The 22,382-nt window shown below is 42.2% G+C and carries 22 protein-coding genes; 12 read left to right on the top strand and 10 right to left on the bottom strand.

The annotated features are described in order from the left end of the window. Nucleotides 1–69: 69 nt before the first annotated feature. The 4 genes from ACOAOT_RS18795 to ACOAOT_RS18780 all read left to right on the top strand — a co-directional run bounded on the left by ACOAOT_RS18795 (nt 70) and on the right by ACOAOT_RS18780 (nt 4,739). Nucleotides 70–1,122 carry a DNA adenine methylase gene (locus tag ACOAOT_RS18795; protein ID WP_420218367.1) on the top strand — a complete coding sequence of 351 codons (1,053 nt, stop codon included), beginning with the start codon at nt 70–72 and terminating at the stop codon, nt 1,120–1,122. Then, the gene (locus ACOAOT_RS18790) at nt 1,113–1,961 is read left to right on the top strand and encodes a Dam family site-specific DNA-(adenine-N6)-methyltransferase (protein ID WP_420218366.1); all 849 of its coding nucleotides are present in this window, start codon (nt 1,113–1,115) and stop codon (nt 1,959–1,961) included. The genes ACOAOT_RS18795 and ACOAOT_RS18790 overlap by 10 nt, the downstream gene beginning before the upstream one ends. Before the next feature lie 793 nt (nt 1,962–2,754). Further along, a complete protein-coding gene (locus tag ACOAOT_RS18785) occupies nt 2,755–4,284 on the top strand; it encodes a Y-family DNA polymerase (protein ID WP_420218365.1) in 1,530 nt (509 codons plus the stop codon). A gap of 20 nt (nt 4,285–4,304) precedes the next feature. Next, on the top strand, nt 4,305–4,739 hold the full coding sequence (locus tag ACOAOT_RS18780) for a YolD-like family protein (protein ID WP_420218364.1): 435 nt from the start codon (nt 4,305–4,307) through the stop codon (nt 4,737–4,739). Between the two features lie 354 nt (nt 4,740–5,093). On the opposite strand, the gene ACOAOT_RS18775 is transcribed toward ACOAOT_RS18780, so the two are convergent. The 6 genes from ACOAOT_RS18775 to ACOAOT_RS18750 are packed head-to-tail and all read right to left on the bottom strand — an operon-like array spanning nt 5,094 to nt 9,778. Then, entirely contained in the window at nt 5,094–5,420 is a 327-nt protein-coding gene (locus tag ACOAOT_RS18775; protein WP_277409322.1) for a DUF1622 domain-containing protein, read from the bottom strand. A gap of 25 nt (nt 5,421–5,445) precedes the next feature. Then, nucleotides 5,446–6,543, bottom strand: coding sequence for an ABC transporter substrate-binding protein (locus ACOAOT_RS18770; protein ID WP_420218363.1), 1,098 nt, complete (start codon nt 6,541–6,543; stop codon nt 5,446–5,448). A gap of 15 nt (nt 6,544–6,558) precedes the next feature. Then, complete coding sequence (locus tag ACOAOT_RS18765) at nt 6,559–7,347, bottom strand: ABC transporter permease (protein WP_420219453.1); 789 nt, start codon at nt 7,345–7,347, stop codon at nt 6,559–6,561. Further along, nucleotides 7,347–8,159, bottom strand: coding sequence for an ABC transporter permease (locus tag ACOAOT_RS18760; RefSeq protein ID WP_420218362.1), 813 nt, complete (start codon nt 8,157–8,159; stop codon nt 7,347–7,349). The genes ACOAOT_RS18765 and ACOAOT_RS18760 overlap by 1 nt, the downstream gene beginning before the upstream one ends. Then, on the bottom strand, nt 8,152–9,228 hold the full coding sequence (locus tag ACOAOT_RS18755) for an ABC transporter ATP-binding protein (protein WP_420218361.1): 1,077 nt from the start codon (nt 9,226–9,228) through the stop codon (nt 8,152–8,154). The genes ACOAOT_RS18760 and ACOAOT_RS18755 overlap by 8 nt, the downstream gene beginning before the upstream one ends. Nucleotides 9,229–9,244: 16 nt before the next feature. Then, entirely contained in the window at nt 9,245–9,778 is a 534-nt protein-coding gene (locus ACOAOT_RS18750) for a helix-turn-helix domain-containing protein (protein WP_349671768.1), read from the bottom strand. Nucleotides 9,779–10,000: 222 nt separating this feature from the next. On the opposite strand from ACOAOT_RS18750, the gene ACOAOT_RS18745 reads away from it, so the two are divergent. The 4 genes from ACOAOT_RS18745 to ACOAOT_RS18730 all read left to right on the top strand — a co-directional run bounded on the left by ACOAOT_RS18745 (nt 10,001) and on the right by ACOAOT_RS18730 (nt 13,429). Beyond that, nucleotides 10,001–11,059 carry a lactonase family protein gene (locus tag ACOAOT_RS18745; RefSeq protein WP_277409319.1) on the top strand — a complete coding sequence of 353 codons (1,059 nt, stop codon included), beginning with the start codon at nt 10,001–10,003 and terminating at the stop codon, nt 11,057–11,059. 13 nt (nt 11,060–11,072) lie between these two features. Continuing rightward, nucleotides 11,073–12,185, top strand: coding sequence for a chorismate synthase (gene aroC / locus ACOAOT_RS18740; RefSeq protein ID WP_420218360.1), 1,113 nt, complete (start codon nt 11,073–11,075; stop codon nt 12,183–12,185). 81 nt (nt 12,186–12,266) lie between these two features. Then, nucleotides 12,267–12,710 (top strand): ribose 5-phosphate isomerase B, encoded by a 444-nt coding sequence (gene rpiB / locus ACOAOT_RS18735; RefSeq protein WP_349671765.1) that lies wholly within the window; start codon nt 12,267–12,269, stop codon nt 12,708–12,710. Between the two features lie 20 nt (nt 12,711–12,730). Beyond that, nucleotides 12,731–13,429, top strand: a complete 699-nt coding sequence (locus tag ACOAOT_RS18730) for a FadR/GntR family transcriptional regulator (protein WP_420218359.1) — start codon at nt 12,731–12,733, stop codon at nt 13,427–13,429. Here ACOAOT_RS18730 and ACOAOT_RS18725 read toward each other — a convergent pair. The 3 genes from ACOAOT_RS18725 to ACOAOT_RS18715 are packed head-to-tail and all read right to left on the bottom strand — an operon-like array spanning nt 13,426 to nt 15,191. Next, the gene (locus ACOAOT_RS18725; protein ID WP_420218358.1) at nt 13,426–13,809 is read right to left on the bottom strand and encodes a VOC family protein; all 384 of its coding nucleotides are present in this window, start codon (nt 13,807–13,809) and stop codon (nt 13,426–13,428) included. The two genes, ACOAOT_RS18730 and ACOAOT_RS18725, sit on opposite strands and share 4 nt — an antisense overlap. Before the next feature lie 13 nt (nt 13,810–13,822). Beyond that, nucleotides 13,823–14,173, bottom strand: coding sequence for an inorganic pyrophosphatase (locus tag ACOAOT_RS18720; protein WP_420218357.1), 351 nt, complete (start codon nt 14,171–14,173; stop codon nt 13,823–13,825). After that, on the bottom strand, nt 14,163–15,191 hold the full coding sequence (locus ACOAOT_RS18715) for a serine hydrolase domain-containing protein (RefSeq protein WP_420218356.1): 1,029 nt from the start codon (nt 15,189–15,191) through the stop codon (nt 14,163–14,165). Before ACOAOT_RS18715 ends, ACOAOT_RS18720 begins: the two co-directional genes overlap by 11 nt. A 268-nt stretch (nt 15,192–15,459) precedes the next feature. Here ACOAOT_RS18715 and ilvD point away from each other — a divergent pair, with 268 nt between their 5' ends. Then, entirely contained in the window at nt 15,460–17,181 is a 1,722-nt protein-coding gene (ilvD, locus tag ACOAOT_RS18710; RefSeq protein WP_420218355.1) for a dihydroxy-acid dehydratase, read from the top strand. Between the two features lie 55 nt (nt 17,182–17,236). On the opposite strand, the gene lepB is transcribed toward ilvD, so the two are convergent. Continuing rightward, nucleotides 17,237–17,797 (bottom strand): signal peptidase I, encoded by a 561-nt coding sequence (gene lepB, locus ACOAOT_RS18705; RefSeq protein ID WP_349671759.1) that lies wholly within the window; start codon nt 17,795–17,797, stop codon nt 17,237–17,239. A gap of 176 nt (nt 17,798–17,973) precedes the next feature. On the opposite strand from lepB, the gene ACOAOT_RS18700 reads away from it, so the two are divergent. From ACOAOT_RS18700 to ACOAOT_RS18690, 3 genes are all read left to right on the top strand, one after another. Next, a complete protein-coding gene (locus ACOAOT_RS18700; RefSeq protein ID WP_420218353.1) occupies nt 17,974–19,023 on the top strand; it encodes a DUF3810 domain-containing protein in 1,050 nt (349 codons plus the stop codon). An 84-nt stretch (nt 19,024–19,107) separates the two neighbouring features. Further along, nucleotides 19,108–21,411, top strand: coding sequence for a 1,4-alpha-glucan branching protein GlgB (gene glgB / locus ACOAOT_RS18695; protein ID WP_420218352.1), 2,304 nt, complete (start codon nt 19,108–19,110; stop codon nt 21,409–21,411). Next, entirely contained in the window at nt 21,408–22,337 is a 930-nt protein-coding gene (locus tag ACOAOT_RS18690) for a mechanosensitive ion channel family protein (protein WP_420218351.1), read from the top strand. Before glgB ends, ACOAOT_RS18690 begins: the two co-directional genes overlap by 4 nt. The last annotated feature ends 45 nt before the right edge of the window (nt 22,338–22,382 follow it).

The following is a 22,382-nucleotide window of genomic DNA, read 5'->3' as shown; positions in this document are numbered from 1 at the left end:
TTTCTTGTGTTTTTTGTAGTTTTACATTATAATGATAGGCAGGTAAAATGAAATGGGAGCAAGAAAAGAATGAGATTTATTGGAAGCAAGACACTGCTGCTGGACCAGATTAAGTATGTAATAGATGAAAAGGCGCCGGAAGCGAAAAGCTTTTGTGATATATTTTCTGGAACCGCTGCGGTTGCCAGATATTTTAAACAGTGGTATCAGGTCTGTTCCAATGACCTGCTGTATTTTTCTTATGTTCTTCAGCGGGCAACCGTTGAGAACGACCAGATGCCGGAGCTTAGCCGTTTGCAGGCAGAAACAGGGATTGCAGATCCTCTGGATTATTTTAATGGGATAGAGAAAAAAGAGATGGAAGAACTGCCGGTGGAACGACGTTTTTTCCAGAATACATATGCGCCTGTTGGTGGTCGGATGTATTTGAACGATGACAATGCTCTTCGCATTGACTTTGCACGCTGTACGGTAGAGGACTGGAAAGCTGCCGGTTTGTTAAGTGAAGAAGAGTATTTTTATCTGGTAGCCTGTATTGTTGAGGGAATCCCTTTTGTTTCCAATACATCTGGTACCTATGGTGCGTTTCATAAGTCATGGGAGAGAAGAAGTTATAAGCATTATGAACTATACCGTCTGCCAGTGACTCATAACGGAAAAGAAAACCGCTGTTACAATGAAAATGGTTCTGATTTGTTAAAAAGACTGGAAGGCGATATACTCTATATCGATCCTCCTTACAATTCCAGACAGTATTTTTCAAATTATCATGTTTTAGAAACCGCTGCCAGATATGATTATCCAAGCGTTCGGGGAGTCACCGGACAAAGACCGGAAGCGGAAGGACAGAAATCGGAGTTCTGCATGAAAAACAAGGCAGTTCCTGCCTTTGAAGAGTTGATTTCCAATGCCAGATACCGCCATATCATACTGAGCTACAGTACAGACGGGCTGATGTCAATGGAAGAGATAGAAGCAGTTATGAAAAAATACGGAAAACCAGAGACCTATCATGTATATGAGATCCCATACCGCAGATACAAGAGCCGTAAGGTGAAAGAAACGGAACGTTTAAAGGAGCTTTTGATTTACATAGAAAAGCAGGTGCCGCCATGTACATAAAAAGTCCTCTGAACTATACAGGAGGAAAGTTTAAGATTCTGGACTCTGTTTTTCAGGCGTTTCCAGGGGATATCCGGACGTTTGTGGATGTATTTGCCGGGGGATTTAATGTAGGAATTAATGTAGAGGCCGGGACAATTATCTGCAATGATCAGATTCATTATTTGATTGAGATGTTTCAGATGTTTCAGGCTACGGATATCAACAGGCTGCTGGAACGGATTCGGAAAATTATTAACACCTACCAGCTGACCCAGCAAAACAAAGACGGATATTATGCGCTTCGGGCAGATTACAACAAAACGGGCGATTTAACAAAGCTTTTTGTTCTTACCTGCTATGCGTTCAATCATCAGATCCGGTTTAATAACAGCCATGAATTCAATTCTCCTTTTGGGAGAAACCGGAGTTCTTTTAACAGCAATATTGAAAAAAATTTAACCCGGTTTTGCCAGGCGCTTCAACAGAAAAATATCCAGTTCACCAATAAGGATTTTACAGAACTGGATTATTTTAAACTTGGGCCGGAGGATCTGGTTTACTGCGATCCACCCTATCTGATTTCAACCGGGAATTATAACGATGGTAACCGGGGATTTAAAGACTGGAAGGAAAAGGAAGAGCGGGAACTGCTTGAGCTGCTTGACAGACTGAATGAGACTGGAATCCGGTTTGCTTTGTCAAATGTATTTTATCATAAGGGACTTTCCAATGAACTTTTGATTGAATGGAGCCGGAAGTATCAGATTCATTATATTGATAAAACATATTCAAACTGTAATTATCAGTTTAAAGAACGGGATGCTGTTACGGTTGAAGTACTTATAACAAATTATTAATAAAAGCGGAAGCTCTGATTCGTTTCACAGAGGCTCCGCTTTTTTGTTTTGCTGGTATTTCTGGATGCACGCTACCAGATAATATAGGGTATTGAGGTACTGAATATTAAGTTAAAGTGCTGATTTTGGCACTCAAAGTGTATAAAATTGGCACTTGGGTTGTTTCCTTGGCAGAAATAAGGTACACTGTAACAACTGTAACAAATTAAAGGGGGGGTGAAGAGTGTTATGGTTATTAAACAGAAGGGTGACCAACAGTATAACAAAGTAAGAAGTAGAACTTCATTTTCTGATATAATTTTAATGTTAAATACTTCATCAAAGTTCTGTTGGGCTATTTTTATAATACTGTTTTATATGACATGTTACAATTTGTACTTTAACTCAAATTATTTTCTAAATATTATTTTACCTGTTTTAACGTGTATTGCAGCAGTAGCAATAATTAAAGCATATGAAAAGCATTATATAATTTGGAGCTTTGTTTTAAATATTTTATTTATGACAATTACTTTATTACGTATTCTTAGTAACGCCGCAATTCCAATTCATTATACACAAACAATTATTAACGACTTATTAGTGATGCTAAGTATTCATTCGAAATGTTTTGCTATGGCAGTTATAGGAGGAAAAATATACACTACAGTTAAGAATAGGAGATCTATCTCTGCGCGCTCTTAAAATCTGAAAAACATTTCCAAATAATATTTTCATTCTTCCCTTTTCGGCATTCCTGCCGCGTGTTATAATAACTATACGAAAGTATGTTCGGTTATTGGAGGTGGAGATAATGCTGCAGGAGCGATATTATGTTGCGATCGACTTAAAATCCTTCTATGCCTCAGTTGAATGCATAGAGCGAGGGTTGAATCCGTTAATGACCAATCTGGTAGTGGCTGATGCAAGTCGTACGGAAAAGACCATATGCCTTGCAGTCTCACCGGCCCTTAAAGCGTATGGAATACCCGGGCGACCAAGGCTGTTTGAAGTGGTCCAGAAAGTCCGGGAAGCAAATGCCATGCGCAGTCTGCATACCCCAGGCCGTATTTTAAACGGAGCGTCTTATGATGTAACAGAACTGAATGCTTTTCCGGATAAGGAAATTTCTTATATTACCGCGCCACCAAGGATGGCTCTTTATATGGAATACAGTACTCGTATATACAATATATACTTAAAGTACATTGCGCCTGAAGACATCCATGTATATTCGATTGATGAAGTTATAATGGATGTCACGCAGTATCTAGGTACCTACCGGCTTAATGCCAGGGAGCTGGCACAGAAAATGATACAGGATGTCTTAACCGCCACCGGGATTACCGCTACTGCAGGGATCGGAAGTAACATGTACTTGTGTAAGATTGCCATGGATATCATGGCAAAACGGGCTAAGTCGGATGAGAACGGTGTACGTATTGCGATGCTTGATGAAATGTCATACCGCCAACTACTCTGGGAGCACCGCCCCATTACGGATTTCTGGCGTGTAGGCAGGGGGTATGCAAAAAAACTGGAGGACGTCGGGCTATATACAATGGGGGACATCGCCAGATGCTCTATCGGAAAACCAAATGAATACTATAGTGAGGATCTTCTATATAAGCTGTTTGGTATTAATGCGGAACTTTTAATTGATCATGCCTGGGGCTGGGAACCCTGTACCATGATTGATGTCAAATCTTATAAACCATCTTCAAACAGCATTAGTTCTGGCCAAGTACTACAGTGTCCATACAGTTTTGAAAAGGCAAAGCTAATAGTGCAGGAAATGACCGACTTACTCGTACTTGACCTGGTGGATAAGGGGCTTGTAACGGATCAGGTTGTCCTTACAATAGGTTATGATATTGAGAACCTGACAAACCCGGTAATCCGCAAGTACTACAAGGGGGAGGTTGTCACAGACCACTATGGGCGTAAAATCCCAAAACATGCGCATGGAACTGCAAATATTGGCAAACGAACATCCTCGACCATGCTGATTATGGATGCTATGATGAAATTATACTCTAAGATTGTGGACCCAGGCCTCTTAGTCAGGCGCGTTACCATTGCGGCCAGCCACATAGTTGAAGACAATGCATCCGCATATGATTCTCAGGACTTTGAACAGCTGGATTTATTTACGGATTACGAGGCCCTGAGAAAACAGCGACAGAAAGAAGATGCGAAACTTCAAAGAGAGAAACAAATACAATTGGCTATGCTTTCAATCAAGAAGAAATATGGGAAAAATGCAATTTTAAAAGGGACTGACCTGGAGGATGGCGCCATGACCCAGGAGCGAAACAATCAGATTGGAGGACATAAAGCCTGATTTTAAGAAAGGACGGGTAAATGAAGCAGGACAATAGCAGTCCATATGATGATATTATTCATCTTTCGCATCCGGTATCTACAAAACACCCACAGATGTCTGTGACCGACCGCGCCGCCCAGTTTTCTCCTTTTGGGGCCTTAACCGGGTATGATGCTGCAATCAAGGAGACAGCAAGATTAACGGAGGAGCGTGTGGAACTGGATGAAGAGGAGAAGTTACGTTTGGATGACAAACTTAGAATGATACAGGAAGTGCTTATTGAACAGCCGGAGCTGCTTGTGACTTACTTCCAGGCAGATAGCAGAAAATCCGGTGGCTGCTATCTCACGGTAAGCGGTTCTGTAAAAAAAATCGATGCCTATGAACAGGTCCTTGTCCTGACAGAGGGGCTACAGATTCCAATTAGGGATATTTACGAGTTAGAAGGGGAATTATTTAATGTGTGGGGTTGAATTCATAGACAATTTTATATAATCGTGTTATTCTGAAGGTACAAATGGTAGCCAACTCCACAGAGTGGCTTCCAAATTCTTGTTTAATTATTTAAAAATAATCACCAATTGCTTTGGACGGCTGGGTGATTATTTTTTTGTACCTTTGTCACTGTGTTTCACGTATGTAAGTATTGCAACGATTAACGCTGCAGTATTTATGATTACCATAAATTCCTCATAAGTGTTCACAATAAAAAATAAAGAGACAATGAATGAAATCATTCTGCAAAAAAATCGCCAAACTATTAAATATTATTAGTTTGGCGATTATAAGTACTTATAACTTTTATCTTATCCATTTTATATAGCTTATTATTGTTTATCTCCCTCTTTCTCCACCTTAATTTCCCAATGGATTAAAAAGGTGAGTGCAGCCCGAAGAACAATAATGGCAGCAACCAGGGCAACCTCAGAAAGCTCCCGAACCACTACAGTTCTTAAAATCTCGCTTCCTAGCTTAAACTCCAGTCCCAGTGCCATACCTTCGGCAAGATGCAGGCGTATGGCAGGATTATGCTTGACATAGTTGATAATACCTTTGATACCCGATACAATGATGACAATTACTCCCATGAATTCAAAGAGAAGAATTGCCATGTCTACCACCTGCCGCAACAAAAGTTCCAGATTCCCTACCATATTTTCCCCCTCCGTCTGGTGTTGATTAATTGGATTTTACTTCTTTCCAGGCTTCGTTATAAAGGCTGTCTGACTGGTCTCCCAGGTATTTGTAAACTTCACTGTTCTTTAACAAGCTGTCATCTGGGAATAAAGCCTTGTTGTTTTTCAGTTCCGGATCAAGAAGATCAAAAGCACCTTTATTTGGTGTTGGATATGTGATGTATTCAAAGTTTTTCTTTGCAATGTCCGGGCGGCATAAGAAGTTAATCCATTTTTCGGCATTCTCCTTGTTGGGAGCATTGGCAGGAATTACCCAGGAATCAAGCCAGAGATTGGTTCCCTCTTCCGGAATTACATATTCCAGAGAATAATCAAGACCAAGTTCCTTCACTTCGTTCTGAATATAAAGCATTTCACCGGAATAGATAACGCCTACAGCGGCTTCTCCGCCGATCATTTTATCACGAACCTGATCGATTACATAAGCCTGTACCAGGGGCTTCTGTTTGATTAAAAGCTCTTTTGCTTCTTTGATTTCCTGCTCGTTGGTGGTGTTCATGGAATATCCCAGTGATTTTAAAGCCACCATAAATGCATCACGGACGCTGTCCTGCATCAGGATGTTGTCTTTGAATTTCTCATCCCACAGATCAGACCATTTGGTAGGAATATCTTCTTTCGCTACCATTTTGGTATTGTAAAGAATTCCTACGGTTCCCCAGGAGTAGGGGACAGAGTATTTATTTTCCGGGTCAAAGCTCTTTGACATCTCTAAATACTTGGGATCAATTTCCTTGTAGTTTGGGATGTTGTCAAAGTTGATTTCTGCAAGAAGGTTGTTCTGTGCCATCTTCTGAATCATATAGTCAGAGGGGCAGACTGCATCGTATTTGACACCACCAGCTTCAATGACCGGGTACATCTCTTCATTGGTTTCGAATAAATCGTATACCACCTTAATACCCGTTTCTTTTTCAAATTCTGCAATGACGGATTCGTCAATATATTCGCCCCAGTTGTAGACATAAACCTCACCATTGCTTCCTGCCTTGGCCTGGGATTTCCCACAGCCGCTTAACAGGGAAGTGGAAAGCAGGGCAAGGGCGCTGATTGCCATAACCATTTGAATTCTTTTTTTCATATTTATGATCTCCTGTTATTTTTTTCGCTTTGGTGCAAAGTTTGTGATTAAGAGAAGAACCAGCACCGTTAAAAAGATAATCGTGGAAAGTGCATACATGGAAGGTTTAATTCCCCTGCGTACTTCACTGTATATTAAAGTCGATAATGTATTAATACCGGCACCCTTTGTAAAGTGAGTGATAATAAAATCATCAAGTGACATGGTAAATGCCAGCAGAAATCCGGAAAGTACACCAGGAAGAATATCCGGGAATACTACCTTGAAAAATGCGGAAACCGAGGTGGCTCCCAAGTCCATGGCTGCCTCGTAGGTACTTTTATCTGTCTGCTTTAACTTCGGCATGACACTTAATATGACGTACGGAATGTTAAAGGTAATATGTGCGATCAGTATGGTCTTAAATCCCAGAGAAATCCCAAAGGCGATGAACGCCAGCATCAGGGAAATTCCGGTTACAATATCCGCGTTCAGCATGGGAATGTTAGTAATGCCCATGAGAAGAGAGCGGGGAAACGGCTTCATGCTGTTAATTGCAATGGCGGCTGCAGTGCCGATAATAACTGCAATCAGAGATGATACAAATGCAATCAGCAGCGTAGTATAAAGTGCATCCATAATCGTATTGCTGGAGAACAATTCTGTGTACCATCTGGTAGTAAAACCGCCCCACTGGGTACGTGATTTTGAATTATTAAAAGAAAGCACTGTCATAGTTGCAATGGGTGCATATAAAAACACCACAATAAGAACCAGGTAAAAATCCTGGAAAAAACGTTTGATAAAAGCTGTTTTTCGATTTATCACAGTACCGTTCCCTCCCCATTTTTATCATACTTGGCAATAAGCGCCATGCTGATTAAAATAAATATCATAAGGACCAGAGAAAGGCCGGAGCCTAAGTTCCAGTTGCTCCCTTTTGTAAATTCCTGTTCAATTACATTTCCGATTAAAAGAATCTTGCTTCCGCCTAATATATTGGAGATAACAAAGGTGGTAAGTGCAGGAACAAAAACCATGGTGATGCCGCTTACGATTCCAGGTATGCTTAAAGGAAGAAGAATCCGAATGAGCACCTGAAGGGAATTAGCGCCTAAGTCTCGTGCTGCGTTTACTACATTGTCATCGATTTTCATCAGCACATTATAAATCGGAAGAACCATGAATGGAAGGAAGTTATATACCATACCAAGAATAATTGCTCCCGGAGTGTTGATAAGTCCCTGATTTGGCAGGTGGAGTGTGGATAGGATTCCGTTAATTACACCATTTTTCTCCAAAAGCGTCTGCCATGCAAGAGTGCGGAGGAGAAAATTCATCCACATGGGAAGGATAAATATAAATACGATAAAGCTTCCCTGGCCCATCCCTCTGGTACGGAGAATCATCGCAAGAGGATAGGCTAATATCAGGCACAAAACAGTACTTAAAAGGGATAATCCCAGAGAGAGCCACAGTGCCTTTGCATGTTCCTCTGTAGAAATAGAAAGAACATTGGAAAGTGTGAAAGCTCCGCTCTTGTCAGTCAGTCCGTAAAATACGATCAGTGCAAGCGGAATGAGAATGAAACCAATCATCCACATCAGATACGGTCCGGACAATAATTTCTTATTCATTGACTCCCACGGCCTCCTCATCCTCTGAAGCCGGCTTGTTCATGATCTGGATATCAAAAGGATCCACATGAATCCCTACCTTTTGTCCCACTGGGAATAAGTCCGTACTGTGCACCAGCCATTCAAAGCCGTCCGGTGAAGTTACTTCCATTTCATAATGAACGCCTTTGAAGATTAAATGTGTTACCACTCCCTCAAGGCTGCCGTTTTCCGGAGCAACCAGGTCGATGTCTTCCGGTCTGATGACCACATCCACAGGAGCATTGGAACCGAATCCCTTATCTACACAGGCAAATTTGGCACCAAATATTTCAACCAGCTCATCTCTTAACATAATTCCCGGTACAATGTTGCTTTCCCCGATAAAGTCTGCCACAAATGCGTTCTCGGGTTCATTGTAAATGTTTTCCGGAGAGCCCATCTGCTGAATATAGCCCTGATTCATAACGACAATGGTATCTGACATGGTCAGAGCCTCTTCCTGATCATGGGTTACATAAATAAAGGTAATGCCAAGCTCATTTTTTAAACGGATCAGCTCATACTGCATATCCTGACGAAGTTTTAAATCCAGTGCGCCTAAAGGCTCATCAAGTAGCAGAACCCTTGGTTCGTTGACGATAGCTCTTGCAATGGCGATTCGCTGCTGCTGTCCGCCGCTTAAGGAACTGACGCTGCGGTTTTCAAAACCGTCTAAGTTTACCAGCTTTAAGGCGTATTTAATCTTATCCTGAATATAAATTTTGGATTTATTCTTGATTTTTAAACCAAATGCAATGTTTTCCGCAATGGACATATGGGTGAAAAGAGCATACTTCTGAAAGACCGTATTCAGCTGTCTTTTATTGGGCGGGAGATTGGTGATGTTCTGACCGTCAAAGATAACCTCGCCTTTGCTGGGGCTCTCAAAACCTCCGATAATACGAAGCGTGGTGGTCTTTCCGCAGCCGCTTGGGCCCAGTAATGTAACAAATGTGTTCTCCTTTACGGAGAGATTTAAATCATCAAGAACCATAGTTCCGTCAAAGCTTTTTGATATATTTTTTAAATCAATGAGTGACTGACCCATGAGCTTTATCCTCCTGTTAAAAGCTTGGAGGTGAACTTACCCAGATTAAGGAAGCACCTGCCTTGCTGCTTAAGTAATGTTTTTTATCTGGTATAAAGTAAAAGGATTCCCCTTTTTTCGCTTTATATGTTTTATTTCCTATATGAATGGAAATGCTTCCCTGCAGTACATACCCGAATTCTTCCCCTTCGTGTGGATTGTCCGGATAGGTCTGACCTTCTGACTCCAGTGTCAGCAGGATGGGCTCCATCATATTTTTCTGTGCGTTTGGAATAATCCACTTGATTTCATTCTTCAAATCTGCGTCGTGTTTTTCAAAATAGTCGGTTTTGCCAAATACGATCTGCTCTTCCCGGCTTTCATTAAAAAACTCTCCGATGGAGGTACCCAGACACTGTAAAATATCCATAAGAGTTGCAATGGAGGGGGAGGTTAAGTCCCTTTCCAGCTGAGATATAAATCCCTTTGACAGTTCCGCGCGGTCAGCCAGTTCTTCCTGAGTCAGTCCTTTTAATACGCGCAGTTCCTTTAATTTTGTACCGATATCCATTTGCTCCTCCTTCTTATTATGTTAAGCTGAAAGTTTACTTATACTAACTGACGATAAATATAACTATAAAGTTTAGTAATAATAAACACGCAGCAAGATACATTATACTTGTTTTTCCATGTATGTCAATAGTTTTTAAGGAAGTTTTTCCTTAACAAACAGGGAAACTTATGATATGATATTTCTAGTTTATACAAGGATGATTCGAGGAGGAAAAGTGTTATGACAGGTAAATATATGGCGTATGTAGGTTCCTATTCCTACAATGGACAGGCCAAGGGCATCACGGTGTATGATGTGGATGTGGAAAAGGGCCGTTTTATCCCAAGATGTGAGGTGGAAGTAGACAATTCTTCTTATGTAATAGCTTCCAACAATGGCAGGACACTTTATTCCATAGCTGATGAAGGCGTGGTATCGTTCCGCATACATGAGAACGGTTCCATAACAAGATTAAATTCTGCAAATATTAAGGGTATGAGAGGCTGTCATTTATCTACGGACAAAGATGACAGATATATTTTTGTATCCGGCTATCATGACGGAAAGTGCACCGTGCTCCGTTTAAATGACGATGGTTCCGTTGGTGAGATTGTAACCAGTGTGTTCCATAAGGGACTGGGCAGCGTGGCAGAAAGAAATTTCCGCCCCCATGTAAGCTGTTCCAGACGGACTCCGGATGGAAAATTTATTATGGTTGCAGATCTGGGAATTGATCAGGTAAAGATCTACCATTTTGATGAAAAGGACGAAGAGATGCTTTTGGTGGATGCAATCAGAAGTGAATTGGAGTCAGCGCCCAGATGCTTCCGGTTCAGCAAAGACGGAAAGTTCTTTTATCTGGTTCATGAGCTTAAGAACATTATTGATGTATTTACCTATGAAACAGGAGACCACCAGCCGAAGATTGAAAAGATTCAGACCATAAAGACCACCGGTCCCAAACCGCTGACCCAGTTAACCGCAGCAAGTGCCCTGCGTTTTTCAAACGACGAAACACACATGTTTTGTGGAAATGCAGGGGATAATACGGTTACGGTGTATGACCGTGATCCCCAGACAGGTCTGTTAACCTATTTGTGCTGCCTGCCCATCAGTGGAAGCTATCCAAAAGATATCTGTGTATTTCCAGATGACAAGCACATCGCTTCCATTAACCACGAGACCGGAAGCATTACGTTCTTTACGGTGGATTACGAAAAAGGTCTTTTAATTATGAACGGGAAAGAATTAAAAGTGAATGAACCGAACAGCTGTGTAATCGTAAAAGTCAGCAAATAAAGGAGAGACAACTATGGCGGGATCCACACTTGGCACAATATTTAAAATCACAACATGGGGAGAATCCCACGGAAAAGGAATCGGTGTGGTGGTAGACGGCTGTCCAGCCGGCCTTTCTCTGGAAGAAAAGGATATTCAGTGTTTCCTTGACCGCAGAAAGCCGGGGCAGAGCAAATTTACCACAATGCGAAACGAAGGGGATCAGGTGGAGATTTTATCCGGTGTATTTGAAGGTAAGACAACCGGAACTCCCATTTCCATGATTGTCTGGAATACGGATCAGCGTTCTAAGGATTATGGTAATATTATGGAAGTTTACCGTCCGGGCCATGCAGATTATACCTTTGATGAAAAATATGGTTTCAGGGATTACCGGGGAGGTGGACGCTCCTCCGGAAGGGAAACCATCGGCAGAGTTGCGGCAGGCGCCATAGCTGCCTGTTTTTTAAGAAGCCTGGGTATCACTGTGACGGCTTATACCAGATCGGTGGGACCTTATGAAGTGAAAGAAGAACGCTTTGATTTAAAAGAGCGGGACCAGAACCGGCTTTATATGCCTGATAAAGAGACCTCTCTTTTGGCAGAACAGTATTTAGAAGAGATGATGGGTAGAAAAGATTCTGTAGGAGGCGTGGTGGAATGCATCATTGACGGTGTGCCGGCCGGAATCGGTGATCCTGTCTTTGAGAAATACGACGCATCTCTTGCAAAAGCAGTGATGTCCATTGGGGCAGTGAAAGGATTTGAGATCGGAGATGGATTTTTAGCTTCCCGCGCGCTGGGATCTGAAAATAATGATGGTTTCTGTATGGCTGCAGATGGCAGAGCAAAGAAAGTGACCAATCATGCCGGAGGCATACTTGGCGGAATCAGCGATGGATCCAGAGTGGTTTTCCGCGCTGCTTTTAAACCGACGCCCTCCATAGCCCAGCCCCAGAAGACCGTTACCAGACAGGGAGAAGAAACTGAGATTGAAATTAAGGGGCGCCATGATCCGATCATCGTACCCCGCGCGGTCGTGGTGGTAGAGGCAATGGCGGCACTTACAACGGTTGATCTATTGCTTGCCAATTTATCTGCCAGAATGGATCGTATTATTTCCTTTTATAGTGAAGAAACTGAATAACTTGATTATATCCGGTATTTATGCTATGTTAAATGCCGGATATATTACTGACTTATTTTAACGTAAAACAGGAGAATGACAATGAAGATTGCAATGGGTAATGATCATACAGCAATAGAGATGAAAGAAGCAATTAAAGAGTTTGTGGAAAGCAAAGGTTATGAAGTAATTGATTTTGGTACCAATTCCACGGAAAGCTGCGACTATCCGGAATATGGTGAGAAAGTTGGCCGTGCAGTAACAGAAGGAAAAGCAGATTTAGGAATTGCAATCTGCGGAACCGGAGTGGGCATCTCTCTTGCATGCAACAAGGTAAAGGGAATCCGTGCCTGTGTCTGCAGTGAGCCATACACAGCAAAGCTTTCCAGAATGCATAATGATTCCAATGTCCTTTGTTTTGGCGCTAGAGTTGTAGGCGTGGAACTGGCAAAGATGATCACGGAAGAATGGCTGGATGCCCAGTATGAAGGCGGAAGACATCAGCGTCGTGTTGATATGGTAATGGATATCGAAAAGAGAAATTAACTCTGTGAAAGGGGCGGCTCATGAGTCACGAACCGGAGAACAGAACAAAACAAACCCTGGCTGAACAGGTAGCAGAGCAGATCCTGAATGATATTGTGGAAAAGGGACTGGAGATAGGTGCTAAGATCCCAAATGAATTTGAACTTGCCCAGGAAATCGGAGTGGGCAGGGGAACCATCAGGGAAGCTGTTAAGATATTGGTTTCCAGAGAGATTCTTACCATACGAAGAGGGGCGGGGACTTTTGTTTCTGAACGACAGGGACTTTTAGATGATCCCCTGGGGCTTTCCTTTTTAAAGGATAAAACCAATCTGGCTCTTGATTTATTGAGTGTCCGTCTGATGCTGGAACCGGAGATTGCAGCACTGGCTGCCATGAATGCCAGACCAGAGCAGCTAAAGGAACTGGAAGAATTAAAAGGAAAGGTAGAAGAATTGATTCAGCGGGGTGAGGATCATACCCACGCAGACATTCTTTTTCACCGGCAGATCGCCGCATGCAGCGGCAATCTGGTGGTGGAAAAGCTGATTCCTGTGATTAATTCATCGATCTCCCTGTTTGTGGATTTAACCAATGCCAGACTGGGAGCGGAAACCATTGATACACACAGAGAAATCACGGACTGTATTATCAGAAAGGATCCGGAAGGGGCCAGATGTGCCATGTATATGCATCTGACCGTGAACCGGAGAATGCTCAAATCTCTGGAGGGGAATTAGATGGTTATTTCAATCTGGTTTCCCTCCAGATCTATGATACAGCTTTCATAATAGCCGTCACCGGTCGTCCGCGGACCGCTGATCACTTCATACCCATCCTGCTTTAGCTGAAGGGTAAGACTGTCAACGTTTTCTTTGGTTCCTGCCTGGAAGGCTATGTGGATAAAGCCGGTGCGGGTGAGTGTTTTCTGTGGATCTTCCATCACCGGTTTATTCATGATTTCCAGCCGGCAGCCGTCTTCAAAGGTTAAAAAATAGGAGCGAAACCCGGTTTTGGGATTGTGGTAACCGTCATTTGCTTTTCCATTAAAATAATTGGTAAAGAACTTTTTTGTTCTTTCCAAATCATTTACATACATGGCTACATGTTCAATTTTCATTATGTCCCCCTTATTAATCGGATTCCCGTCTGATTAAAATTCCCTTCATAAATTCTGTTTTATTATGAGTATGATAGATCATTTCTTTTTCTTCTTCTGTACAGCCGATCAGAATCTTTATTTCAGAATCCCGTTTCATTAAATCAACAATGCACATAATTGCATCAATTCTTTGTTTTCCCCCAGTACCAACCCATACGTCTATGCCTTGTCCATCCATGGAAGATGTGTTATTTAAATATCCATAATCAACTTTGTATATAAAATCAGGATATTTTGGATGGGTAGATCCCTTAGGCCGGTCAATAACAATTTCAGAATCACTCACCAGCTGATCCAATGCAGTCCAAAAATCAGGATTCACTTAAATCGTCTCCTTTCTCTTCACAAAAATGATTTAGACTGGCTGTAATTTCCCGCCATAGTTTCCATACATTGTCTCCGTAATTACTCACAATTGTTATCAGTAGCTGACTTTTCTTATCAAAGGCTGATTTGAAACTTACACCCGGATCACAGCCCTGAAAATAGGGATTAAAGTCATTTTCAGTTTTCTTAAGCCACATTCCATATCCATAGCACTGGCTTTCTCCGCTATGATTTGATAACATGGTTTTCGTCATGGAAGGGGACAGCAGTTGATATGTCAGAAGGTTTTTCCAGAATAAATGGATATCACCGATTGTTGTAAAGGCACCTCCTGCCCCCGTTCCTTTTACATCTACACAGTATATATTTGTACGAAAGTCATTCCTATCCTCATCAAATATGTAATTAATAGCGCATTTTGCTGGCAGTCTGTCCAGCTCATAATATCCGGTATGTTTCATCTTACAGGGAACAAATACGAATTCTTCCAGATACCGGTCAAATTCCATTCCGGTGATCTTCTCAAGAATCATTGCCAACACCACAAATCCTGTATTATTATATTGGAATTTGCTTCCTCTTGGATACATCATCGGCTTGTGAATAAAAAGCGGCAGCAGGTCTTTATTGGAACGTATTCTATAATTTGGAAAGTCATACCACAATTCTTCATATTCTGTCATTACAGATTCATCGAAATAGTCTGGTATCCCTGAAGTATGGGTAAGAAGCTGCTCAACCGTAATTTCTTTGTCAATCTGCTCTAAATCAAAATCAAAGAATGAACCGATTTTATCTTCCAGGTGGAGCTGCCCCTTTTCAATCAGCTGCAGGATTCCAACGGCTACAAATACCTTTCCTGCAGAAGCTGTTGCAAATCTGGTTTCCATATCATTCAGCACCTGATTGGGCAGATCTGCATATCCGTATGCTTTTTCAAATAATATCTCATCATTCTTGCAGATAGAGATACAGCCCCGAAAATCAGCTGGAATTATTTTTTCAATACTCATATATCTCTCCTTTTCAGTCGCATTTAATTCCTTTTATAGTAACAAATAATTATATTAAAGTATAGAGCATTTCAAAAACAGTAGTTTAATCCTGATACATAATTTGCTTAAAAGTTGCTAAATACATCATATGTATTTTTGCTTATAAGATTAATAAAATATCAATAATATTTAAAAATAATTCGCATATTGACTTTTTAACCATAAAATGATAGTTTTATTATTAAATACATCATACGTATATTGCGAAAAAAGGGGAATAAATAAGATGGAATTAAGAAGTCAGCAGGTAAGAAAGATTGCTCCTGAAATGGACCCGTTAAAAATGGGAATGGGCTGGTCTGTGGATGATTTGGAGAAACCACAGATTATAATTGAAAGTACCTTTGGAGAAAGCCATCCGGGAAGTGCCCATCTTCTGGAACTGGTGGATCAGGCAGCAAAAGGAATCTATGAGTCCGGCGGCAGGGGCGCACGTTATTTTGCCACGGATACGTGTGACGGCATGAGTCAGGGGCATGACGGAGGAAATTATTCTCTGGTGTCCAGAGATATGATCTGCAATATGATTGAAATACATAATAACGCAACTCCTTATGATGCAGGGGTATTTGTGGCAAGCTGTGATAAGGCAGTACCAGCCCATCTCATGGGAATTGGCAGAATCAACATTCCCTCCATCGTTATAACGGGGGGTGTCATGGATGCAGGTCCTGACCTTTTAACTCTGGAGCAGATCGGCATGTACAGTGCCATGTGTAAAAGAGGAGAAATCTCTGAGGAGAAACTTACCTGGTATAAGCACCATGCCTGTCCCTCCTGCGGAGCCTGCTCCTTTATGGGAACAGCTTCCACCATGCAGATCATGGCAGAAGCCCTGGGCCTCATGCTGCCTGGAACGGCACTTATGCCTGCCACCTCAGAAGAACTTAAAATTAAGGCAAAGGAAGCAGGTGTTCAGGCGGTATGGCTTGCAAGGAACGGTTTAACTCCCAGAGAGATGATAACCATGGAGTCGTTTGAAAATGCGATTATGGTCCATGCTGCCATATCCGGTTCGACCAATTCATTGCTTCACATTCCAGCCATTGCTCATGAACTGGGGCTCACCATTGATGCCCATACCTTTGACCGGATCCATAAAAACGCCCATTACCTTCTTGATATCCGCCCAGCAGGAAAATGGCCGGCTCAGTACTTCTACTATGCAGGAGGTGTACCAAGAATCATGGAGGAGATAAAATCCATGTTACACTTAGAATGCATGACAGTGACTGGAAAGGCTTTAGGGCAGAACCTGGAGGATTTAAAGAAGAATAATTTTTATGAGACATGCGACGAATATCTGAAAAAAATAGGAATTAAGCGGACGGATGTAATCCGTTCTTTTGATGACCCCATTGGCAAAAACGGAACTGTTGCCATTTTAAAAGGGAATTTAGCGCCTGACGGGGCAGTTGTCAAACACAGTGCAGTAGCAAAAGAGATGCATCAGGCAGTATTAAGGGCAAAACCGTTTGACAGCGAAGAGGAGGCCATGGAGGCAGTGCTTCAGGGAAAGATTAAGCCTGGCCAGGCAGTAATAATTCGTTATGAAGGTCCAAAAGGAAGCGGAATGCCGGAAATGTTTTATACCACCGAAGCCATTTCCTCTGATCCTGTTTTATCAAAATCCATTGCACTTTTAACAGACGGCAGATTCTCCGGTGCCACAAAAGGTCCTGCCATCGGGCATATTTCACCGGAAGCCGCCAATGGAGGCCCTATTGCGTTAATTGAAGAAGATGATCTGATTGAGATTGATATACCGGGGAGAAGTCTTCGCATTACGGGAATAAAAGGGAAAGCCATGAGCGGGGAGGAGGTAGACCGGATTTTAGAAGAGCGGAGGAAAGTCTGGAAGCCAAGAGAAGACAGAATAAAATCAGGCGTTCTTAAAATCTTTTCCCAGCATGCAGTATCGCCCATGAAAGGGGGATATATGGAATAAGAAAACGGGTGGAAGGAAAACAGGAAATGATCCCTGAAATCCTTCCGCCCGTTTTTTACTGAAGCTGCTTGATTGATGGGAAATAGCGGAACAATACTTTGGCGATGATCTTTTTCTTTTTTACGTACTTATTTTTCCACCTTCTGGCATCAGCCGAATAATTCCGGTTGTCACCCAGCATGAAGTAAGAATCTTCAGGCACCTCATAATGGGCGGCTGGTTCAGGCTCCATGGGTTCGGGCAGATATGGCTCATCAAGTGGAGTGTCGGAATTATTAATGTAGACTTTTCCGTCCCGGATATCAATGATGTCGCCCGGGAGACCGATGACTCGCTTTACATAATATGTCTTCCCAGTAGGATCGTCAGGAAAATGGAAGATGACAATGTCGCCCCGTTCCGGCTCTTCAAAGTAATAGGAAAGTCTGGAGCCGATAACACGGTCGCCGGTCATAATGGTCTTTTCCATAGAACCGCTTGGAACCCTGCTGTTTGCAATAATAAAATTGTTCAGCAAAAATGCAATAACGGCAGCTGTAATAATTATCTTAATCCAGCTGATAATCTCTTCTTTCCAGTTAAATGGTTCCTGTGGCATGTTTTCTTCTCTTTTCATAATGTTCTCTTCTTTGCTTTCTTCATTGTTCTGTATCAAAGTTTAAATGAGTTTGGAAAATTGTGCAAGGGGTTTCACAAAATGGTAAGAAAATATTCACAATCATTCATGAAATGTCCATAATCATGTGGTAAAGTTTATTCCATAAAAACACTCACATCTGGGGGAAGCTGGATATGGAAAAAAGAGGGAAAAGCACAGACAAAAAATTGATTATCAGTTCGGCAGTCTTACTTATATCGTCGTTTACATTCCAGATTCTGGCCAGAACAGTATCTGGAATCGGGGACTGGTATGCGAAACTGATCTATCCGGTGATGGTAGGAAGTATAGGCAGATTATCAGGTTTATTTCCTTTTGCAGTGGTTGAACTTTTATCTTATGCACTGATCCTGTATTGCCTTGTATATGGAATCCGGCACTTCAGAGAAGGAAAGCGCCTTTTAATCCGGATTCTGTTTTTAACTGCGTGTCTGTTTTTTCTATTTACCTTCCACTGCGGGATTAATTATTACAGAACTCCGTTTTCTAAAACTTCGGGGCTGGAGATGAAAAAGTCCTCAGAAGAAGAATTGAAGAATCTCTGCCTTTCTCTGACAGAGATTGTCAACGGAATGTGTGAAGAAGGAATTAACGAGCAGGTGGATACGGCTGTTGTGAAAAAAGAAAGCGTAAAGGCCATGAGGAAGTTGGGGGAGACCTACCCGGAATTATCCGGATATTATCCACAGCCAAAACCTCTTATTTTGTCTCAGTATTTTTCTATCCAGCAGCTATGTGGTCAGTACTCGCCTTTTACAGTGGAAGCGACTTACAACCGTTCCATGCCCGATTATAATATTCCCCATACGGTCTGCCATGAGTTGTCTCATTTAAGAGGATTTATGAGAGAAGACGAAGCAAACTTTATCGGTTATTTAGCATGCATTGGTTCGGATAATCAGGCCTTCCGCTACAGCGGATATTTAACTGGCTGGGTCTATGCCACCAACGCATTGTCTAAAACAGATCTGGTTTCTTACAGGGAGATCTGCCACCAGCTCGATCAGAAGGCATGGGATGATTTAAGAGATAATAACGAATTCTGGGGACGGTATGAAGGCAAAGCGGCAGAGGTTTCCAATAAAATGAATAATACATATTTAAAAATGAACAGCCAGTCAGACGGAGTAAAAAGCTATGGAAGAATGGTGGATCTGATGCTTGCTTACGCAAGAACAAGGTGAGGAAAGCCACCTGCATCTATTGAAAAATACTTTCTGCTTTGATAAAATTACGGTACAGAATCAAAGAAGCGGGAGGAGCCAGATATGGATAAAACGTTATATGATTTAATGGATTGGGCGGGTATTGAGGAAATCGTATATTCAGAAGCCGCAGATCCCCACCGGTTATTGGGACCCCATGTGACAGGTGCAGGGCTTTTGATTCAGGCCTTTATTCCTACGGCTGTAACTATTTCGGTAAAAGGAATTAAGGACGGCATGCTCCATCCCATGGAGCGGGTGGATGACGCAGGATTTTTTGCGGTGCTTTTACCTGGAAAGACGAAATTCCAGTATCTCTATCAGGTTACATATGATAATCATACTACTGAGGAACTGATTGACCCTTACAGTTTTGAACCTTACTATACGGAAACAGACATAAAAAAGTTCAGTTCCGGAATTCATTACAGCATATTCGATAAAATGGGAGCGCACCCAATGACCATGAAAGACACGAAAGGCGTTTATTTTTCTGTCTGGGCACCTTGTGCCATGAGAGTCAGCGTTGTGGGTGATTTTAACCTGTGGGACGGCAGGCGGCATCCCATGCGAAAGCTTGGTGATTCCGGAATTTTTGAATTATTTATTCCAGGTTTATCTGAGGGGATGATTTATAAATATGAAATTAAGGCTATGGCTGGGGGGATTCAGCTGAAAAGCGACCCTTATGCAAGCTATTGTGAACTGCGCCCGGATAATGCTTCTGTAATATGGGATATGGAACGTTACTCCTGGAATGATGAGGGGTGGCTGAAAAAAAGAGCATCTTTAAATCTTACCAGAGAGCCGCTTTCTATCTATGAGGTCCATCTTGGGTCATGGCTTCGCAAGGAAGCAGAATATAACAGTGACGGAGAGCCCATAAATGGCTCGGAATTTCTCAATTACCGGGAGCTTGGTAAGAAGCTGGTATCATACGTAAAAGAAATGGGCTATACTCATGTAGAGTTGCTTCCTGTGATGGAACATCCCCTGGATGCTTCCTGGGGGTACCAGGTAACAGGCTATTATGCACCTACCAGCCGTTTCGGAACGCCTGATGATTTTAAATATTTCGTAGAGCTTTTGCACCAGGAGGGAATTGGTGTGATTCTTGACTGGGTTCCCGCACATTTTCCAAGAGACAGCTTTGGACTAGCCTGTTTTGACGGTACCTGCGTTTATGAGCATAAAGATCCCAGGCAGGGAGCTCACCCTCACTGGGGAACTCTGATCTATAATTATGGACGCCCTCAGGTGACCAATTTTCTAATTGCCAATGCCCTGTACTGGGTGGAAAAATATCATGCAGATGGAATCCGTATGGATGCAGTGGCTTCTATGTTGTATCTGGATTACGGGAAAGAACCAGGAGAATGGATCCCCAATCTTTACGGTGGAAATGAGAATCTGGAAGCAGTGGAATTTTTAAAGCACTTAAACTCCATTTTTAAAAACCGTAAGGATGGTGCTGTTTTGATCGCCGAGGAGTCCACAGCCTGGCCCAGAGTTACCGGTGATGTAAAAGAGGAGGGGCTGGGATTTGATTTTAAATGGAATATGGGCTGGATGAATGACTTTACCGGCTATATGCAGTGCGATCCTTATTTCAGAAAGCACCATTATGGTGAATTGACCTTTAGTCTGCTGTATGCCTACAGCGAAGATTTTATACTGGTTTTCTCCCATGACGAGGTAGTTCATTTAAAGGGATCTATGATTGGAAAGATGCCGGGTGATACTTTGGAGAAGAAGGCAGCAAACCTAAGGGCGGCCTATGGATTTATGGCAGGGCATCCAGGGAAAAAGCTTTTGTTTATGGGCCAGGAATTTGGACAGATCCGGGAATGGGATGAAAACAGAAGCCTGGACTGGGAGCTTTTAGAAGAAACGCTGCACAGCCAGTTGAGGGAGTATGTAAAAGCCCTGAATCACCTCTATTTAAGCCAGCCGGCTTTGTATGCCCTTGATTACGATACGGAAGGTTTCGAATGGGTGGAATGTACAAAATCCGGAGACAGTATCATTGTATTCTTAAGAAAAACGAAAAAGAAAGAAGAATCACTTCTTTTTGTCTGCAACTTTGACACCATGTTACATGAGAAATACTGCATAGGTGTTCCCTTTGAAGGAAAATATAAGGAACTGATTAACAGCAGTGACCAGGCATTCGGTGGAGAAGGATACCAGAATAAGAGAGTAAAGATATCGAAAAAGAAAGAAGCAGACGAGCGGGAAAATTCCATTGAAATTACCGTGGCTCCTCTCAGTGTAGCCATATTTTCCTGCACGCCTGCAAACGTGAAGAACACAAAAAGTGTTGTAATAAAAAAGCATAAGAAAGTAAAACAGGAGAATCTGATATGATCGCACATTTGATTGCAGCAGCAGCGGCACAGGAAACCACTGCAGCGCCCCAGGAAACCATTGCTGCATTGCAGGAAGTACAGGAAAACCTGGAACAATTAAAACCCAATGTTTTGTTGGAAACCATAAAAGGCTGGATGCCTTCCATCATTTCATTTGGAATCAGTATTTTACTCGCAATCTTAATTTTTTTCATTGGATCAAGAGTGATTAAAATTTTACATGGCATGCTGTATCGCTCTTTTAAAAGAGTGGATATGGAGGTCAGCGTAAGGAAATTCCTTCTCTCTGTATTAAATGCGGTTATGTACTGCCTTCTGGCATTTATCATTGCAGGACAGGTGGGAGTGAATTCTGCTTCTATCGTGGCACTTCTTGGTTCTGCCAGTATTGCCATCGGCCTTGCTGTCCAGGGAAGCCTTGCTAATTTTGCGGGAGGAGTCTTGATTCTCCTTATGAAGCCGTTTCGGGTAGGAGACTATATTGTATCAGAATCTGGAGAAGGGACTGTCCGTACCATTGGTCTGGTCTACACTGTTCTCACTACAGCAGATAATAAGCAGGTAGTGATACCAAACGGGACGCTTTCCAACTCACCGCTTACCAATGTAACAGCCATGGATAAACGCAGACTTGATATACTTGTGGAGATTGGTTATGGAGCAGATTTAAAAAAGGCGAAGGAGCTGCTTCAAATGATTTTTGACAGTCAGCCTGAAGTAAAAAAGGACGAACCAATTGATATTTTTGTTCATGCGTTATCGAATAATTCGGTGACGATTGGGGGAAGAGGCTGGACTTTAGTGGAAGATTACTGGACAGCCAGGTGGAAGATTTTAGAGAGGATAAAGCTGGAGTTTGATGAGGCGGGGATCGAGATCCCTTACAGCCAGCTGGATGTTCATATTAAAGATAGTGGAAGGTAAAAAAGAAAGCAGCATGTTCTGAGAGTTTCTGAGCATGCTGCTGCT

The sequence above is a fragment of the Lacrimispora struthionigena genome, from assembly GCF_048627165.1.
Classification (GTDB): Bacteria; Bacillota; Clostridia; order Lachnospirales; family Lachnospiraceae; genus Lacrimispora.
The sequence above is the reverse complement of the archived record's forward strand: the minus strand, read 5'-3'. Positions and strand labels throughout refer to the sequence as shown.

What these genes read in the sequence shown, in the direction of transcription:
- ACOAOT_RS18795 (WP_420218367.1), top strand. Translation starts at nt 70, where the DNA reads ATGAGATTTATTGGAAGCAAGACACTGCTGCTGGACCAGATTAAGTAT.
- rpiB (WP_349671765.1), top strand. Translation starts at nt 12,267, where the DNA reads ATGAAGATTGCAATGGGTAATGATCATACAGCAATAGAGATGAAAGAA.
- ACOAOT_RS18745 (WP_277409319.1), top strand. Translation starts at nt 10,001, where the DNA reads ATGACAGGTAAATATATGGCGTATGTAGGTTCCTATTCCTACAATGGA.
- lepB (WP_349671759.1), bottom strand. Translation starts at nt 17,797, where the DNA reads ATGAAAAGAGAAGAAAACATGCCACAGGAACCATTTAACTGGAAAGAA.
- aroC (WP_420218360.1), top strand. Translation starts at nt 11,073, where the DNA reads ATGGCGGGATCCACACTTGGCACAATATTTAAAATCACAACATGGGGA.
- ACOAOT_RS18700 (WP_420218353.1), top strand. Translation starts at nt 17,974, where the DNA reads ATGGAAAAAAGAGGGAAAAGCACAGACAAAAAATTGATTATCAGTTCG.
- ACOAOT_RS18725 (WP_420218358.1), bottom strand. Translation starts at nt 13,809, where the DNA reads ATGAAAATTGAACATGTAGCCATGTATGTAAATGATTTGGAAAGAACA.
- ACOAOT_RS18790 (WP_420218366.1), top strand. Translation starts at nt 1,113, where the DNA reads ATGTACATAAAAAGTCCTCTGAACTATACAGGAGGAAAGTTTAAGATT.
- ACOAOT_RS18750 (WP_349671768.1), bottom strand. Translation starts at nt 9,778, where the DNA reads ATGGATATCGGTACAAAATTAAAGGAACTGCGCGTATTAAAAGGACTG.
- ilvD (WP_420218355.1), top strand. Translation starts at nt 15,460, where the DNA reads ATGGAATTAAGAAGTCAGCAGGTAAGAAAGATTGCTCCTGAAATGGAC.
- ACOAOT_RS18730 (WP_420218359.1), top strand. Translation starts at nt 12,731, where the DNA reads ATGAGTCACGAACCGGAGAACAGAACAAAACAAACCCTGGCTGAACAG.
- ACOAOT_RS18690 (WP_420218351.1), top strand. Translation starts at nt 21,408, where the DNA reads ATGATCGCACATTTGATTGCAGCAGCAGCGGCACAGGAAACCACTGCA.
- glgB (WP_420218352.1), top strand. Translation starts at nt 19,108, where the DNA reads ATGGATAAAACGTTATATGATTTAATGGATTGGGCGGGTATTGAGGAA.
- ACOAOT_RS18775 (WP_277409322.1), bottom strand. Translation starts at nt 5,420, where the DNA reads ATGGTAGGGAATCTGGAACTTTTGTTGCGGCAGGTGGTAGACATGGCA.
- ACOAOT_RS18715 (WP_420218356.1), bottom strand. Translation starts at nt 15,191, where the DNA reads ATGAGTATTGAAAAAATAATTCCAGCTGATTTTCGGGGCTGTATCTCT.
- ACOAOT_RS18760 (WP_420218362.1), bottom strand. Translation starts at nt 8,159, where the DNA reads ATGAATAAGAAATTATTGTCCGGACCGTATCTGATGTGGATGATTGGT.
- ACOAOT_RS18770 (WP_420218363.1), bottom strand. Translation starts at nt 6,543, where the DNA reads ATGAAAAAAAGAATTCAAATGGTTATGGCAATCAGCGCCCTTGCCCTG.
- ACOAOT_RS18755 (WP_420218361.1), bottom strand. Translation starts at nt 9,228, where the DNA reads ATGGGTCAGTCACTCATTGATTTAAAAAATATATCAAAAAGCTTTGAC.
- ACOAOT_RS18780 (WP_420218364.1), top strand. Translation starts at nt 4,305, where the DNA reads ATGAAGCAGGACAATAGCAGTCCATATGATGATATTATTCATCTTTCG.
- ACOAOT_RS18785 (WP_420218365.1), top strand. Translation starts at nt 2,755, where the DNA reads ATGCTGCAGGAGCGATATTATGTTGCGATCGACTTAAAATCCTTCTAT.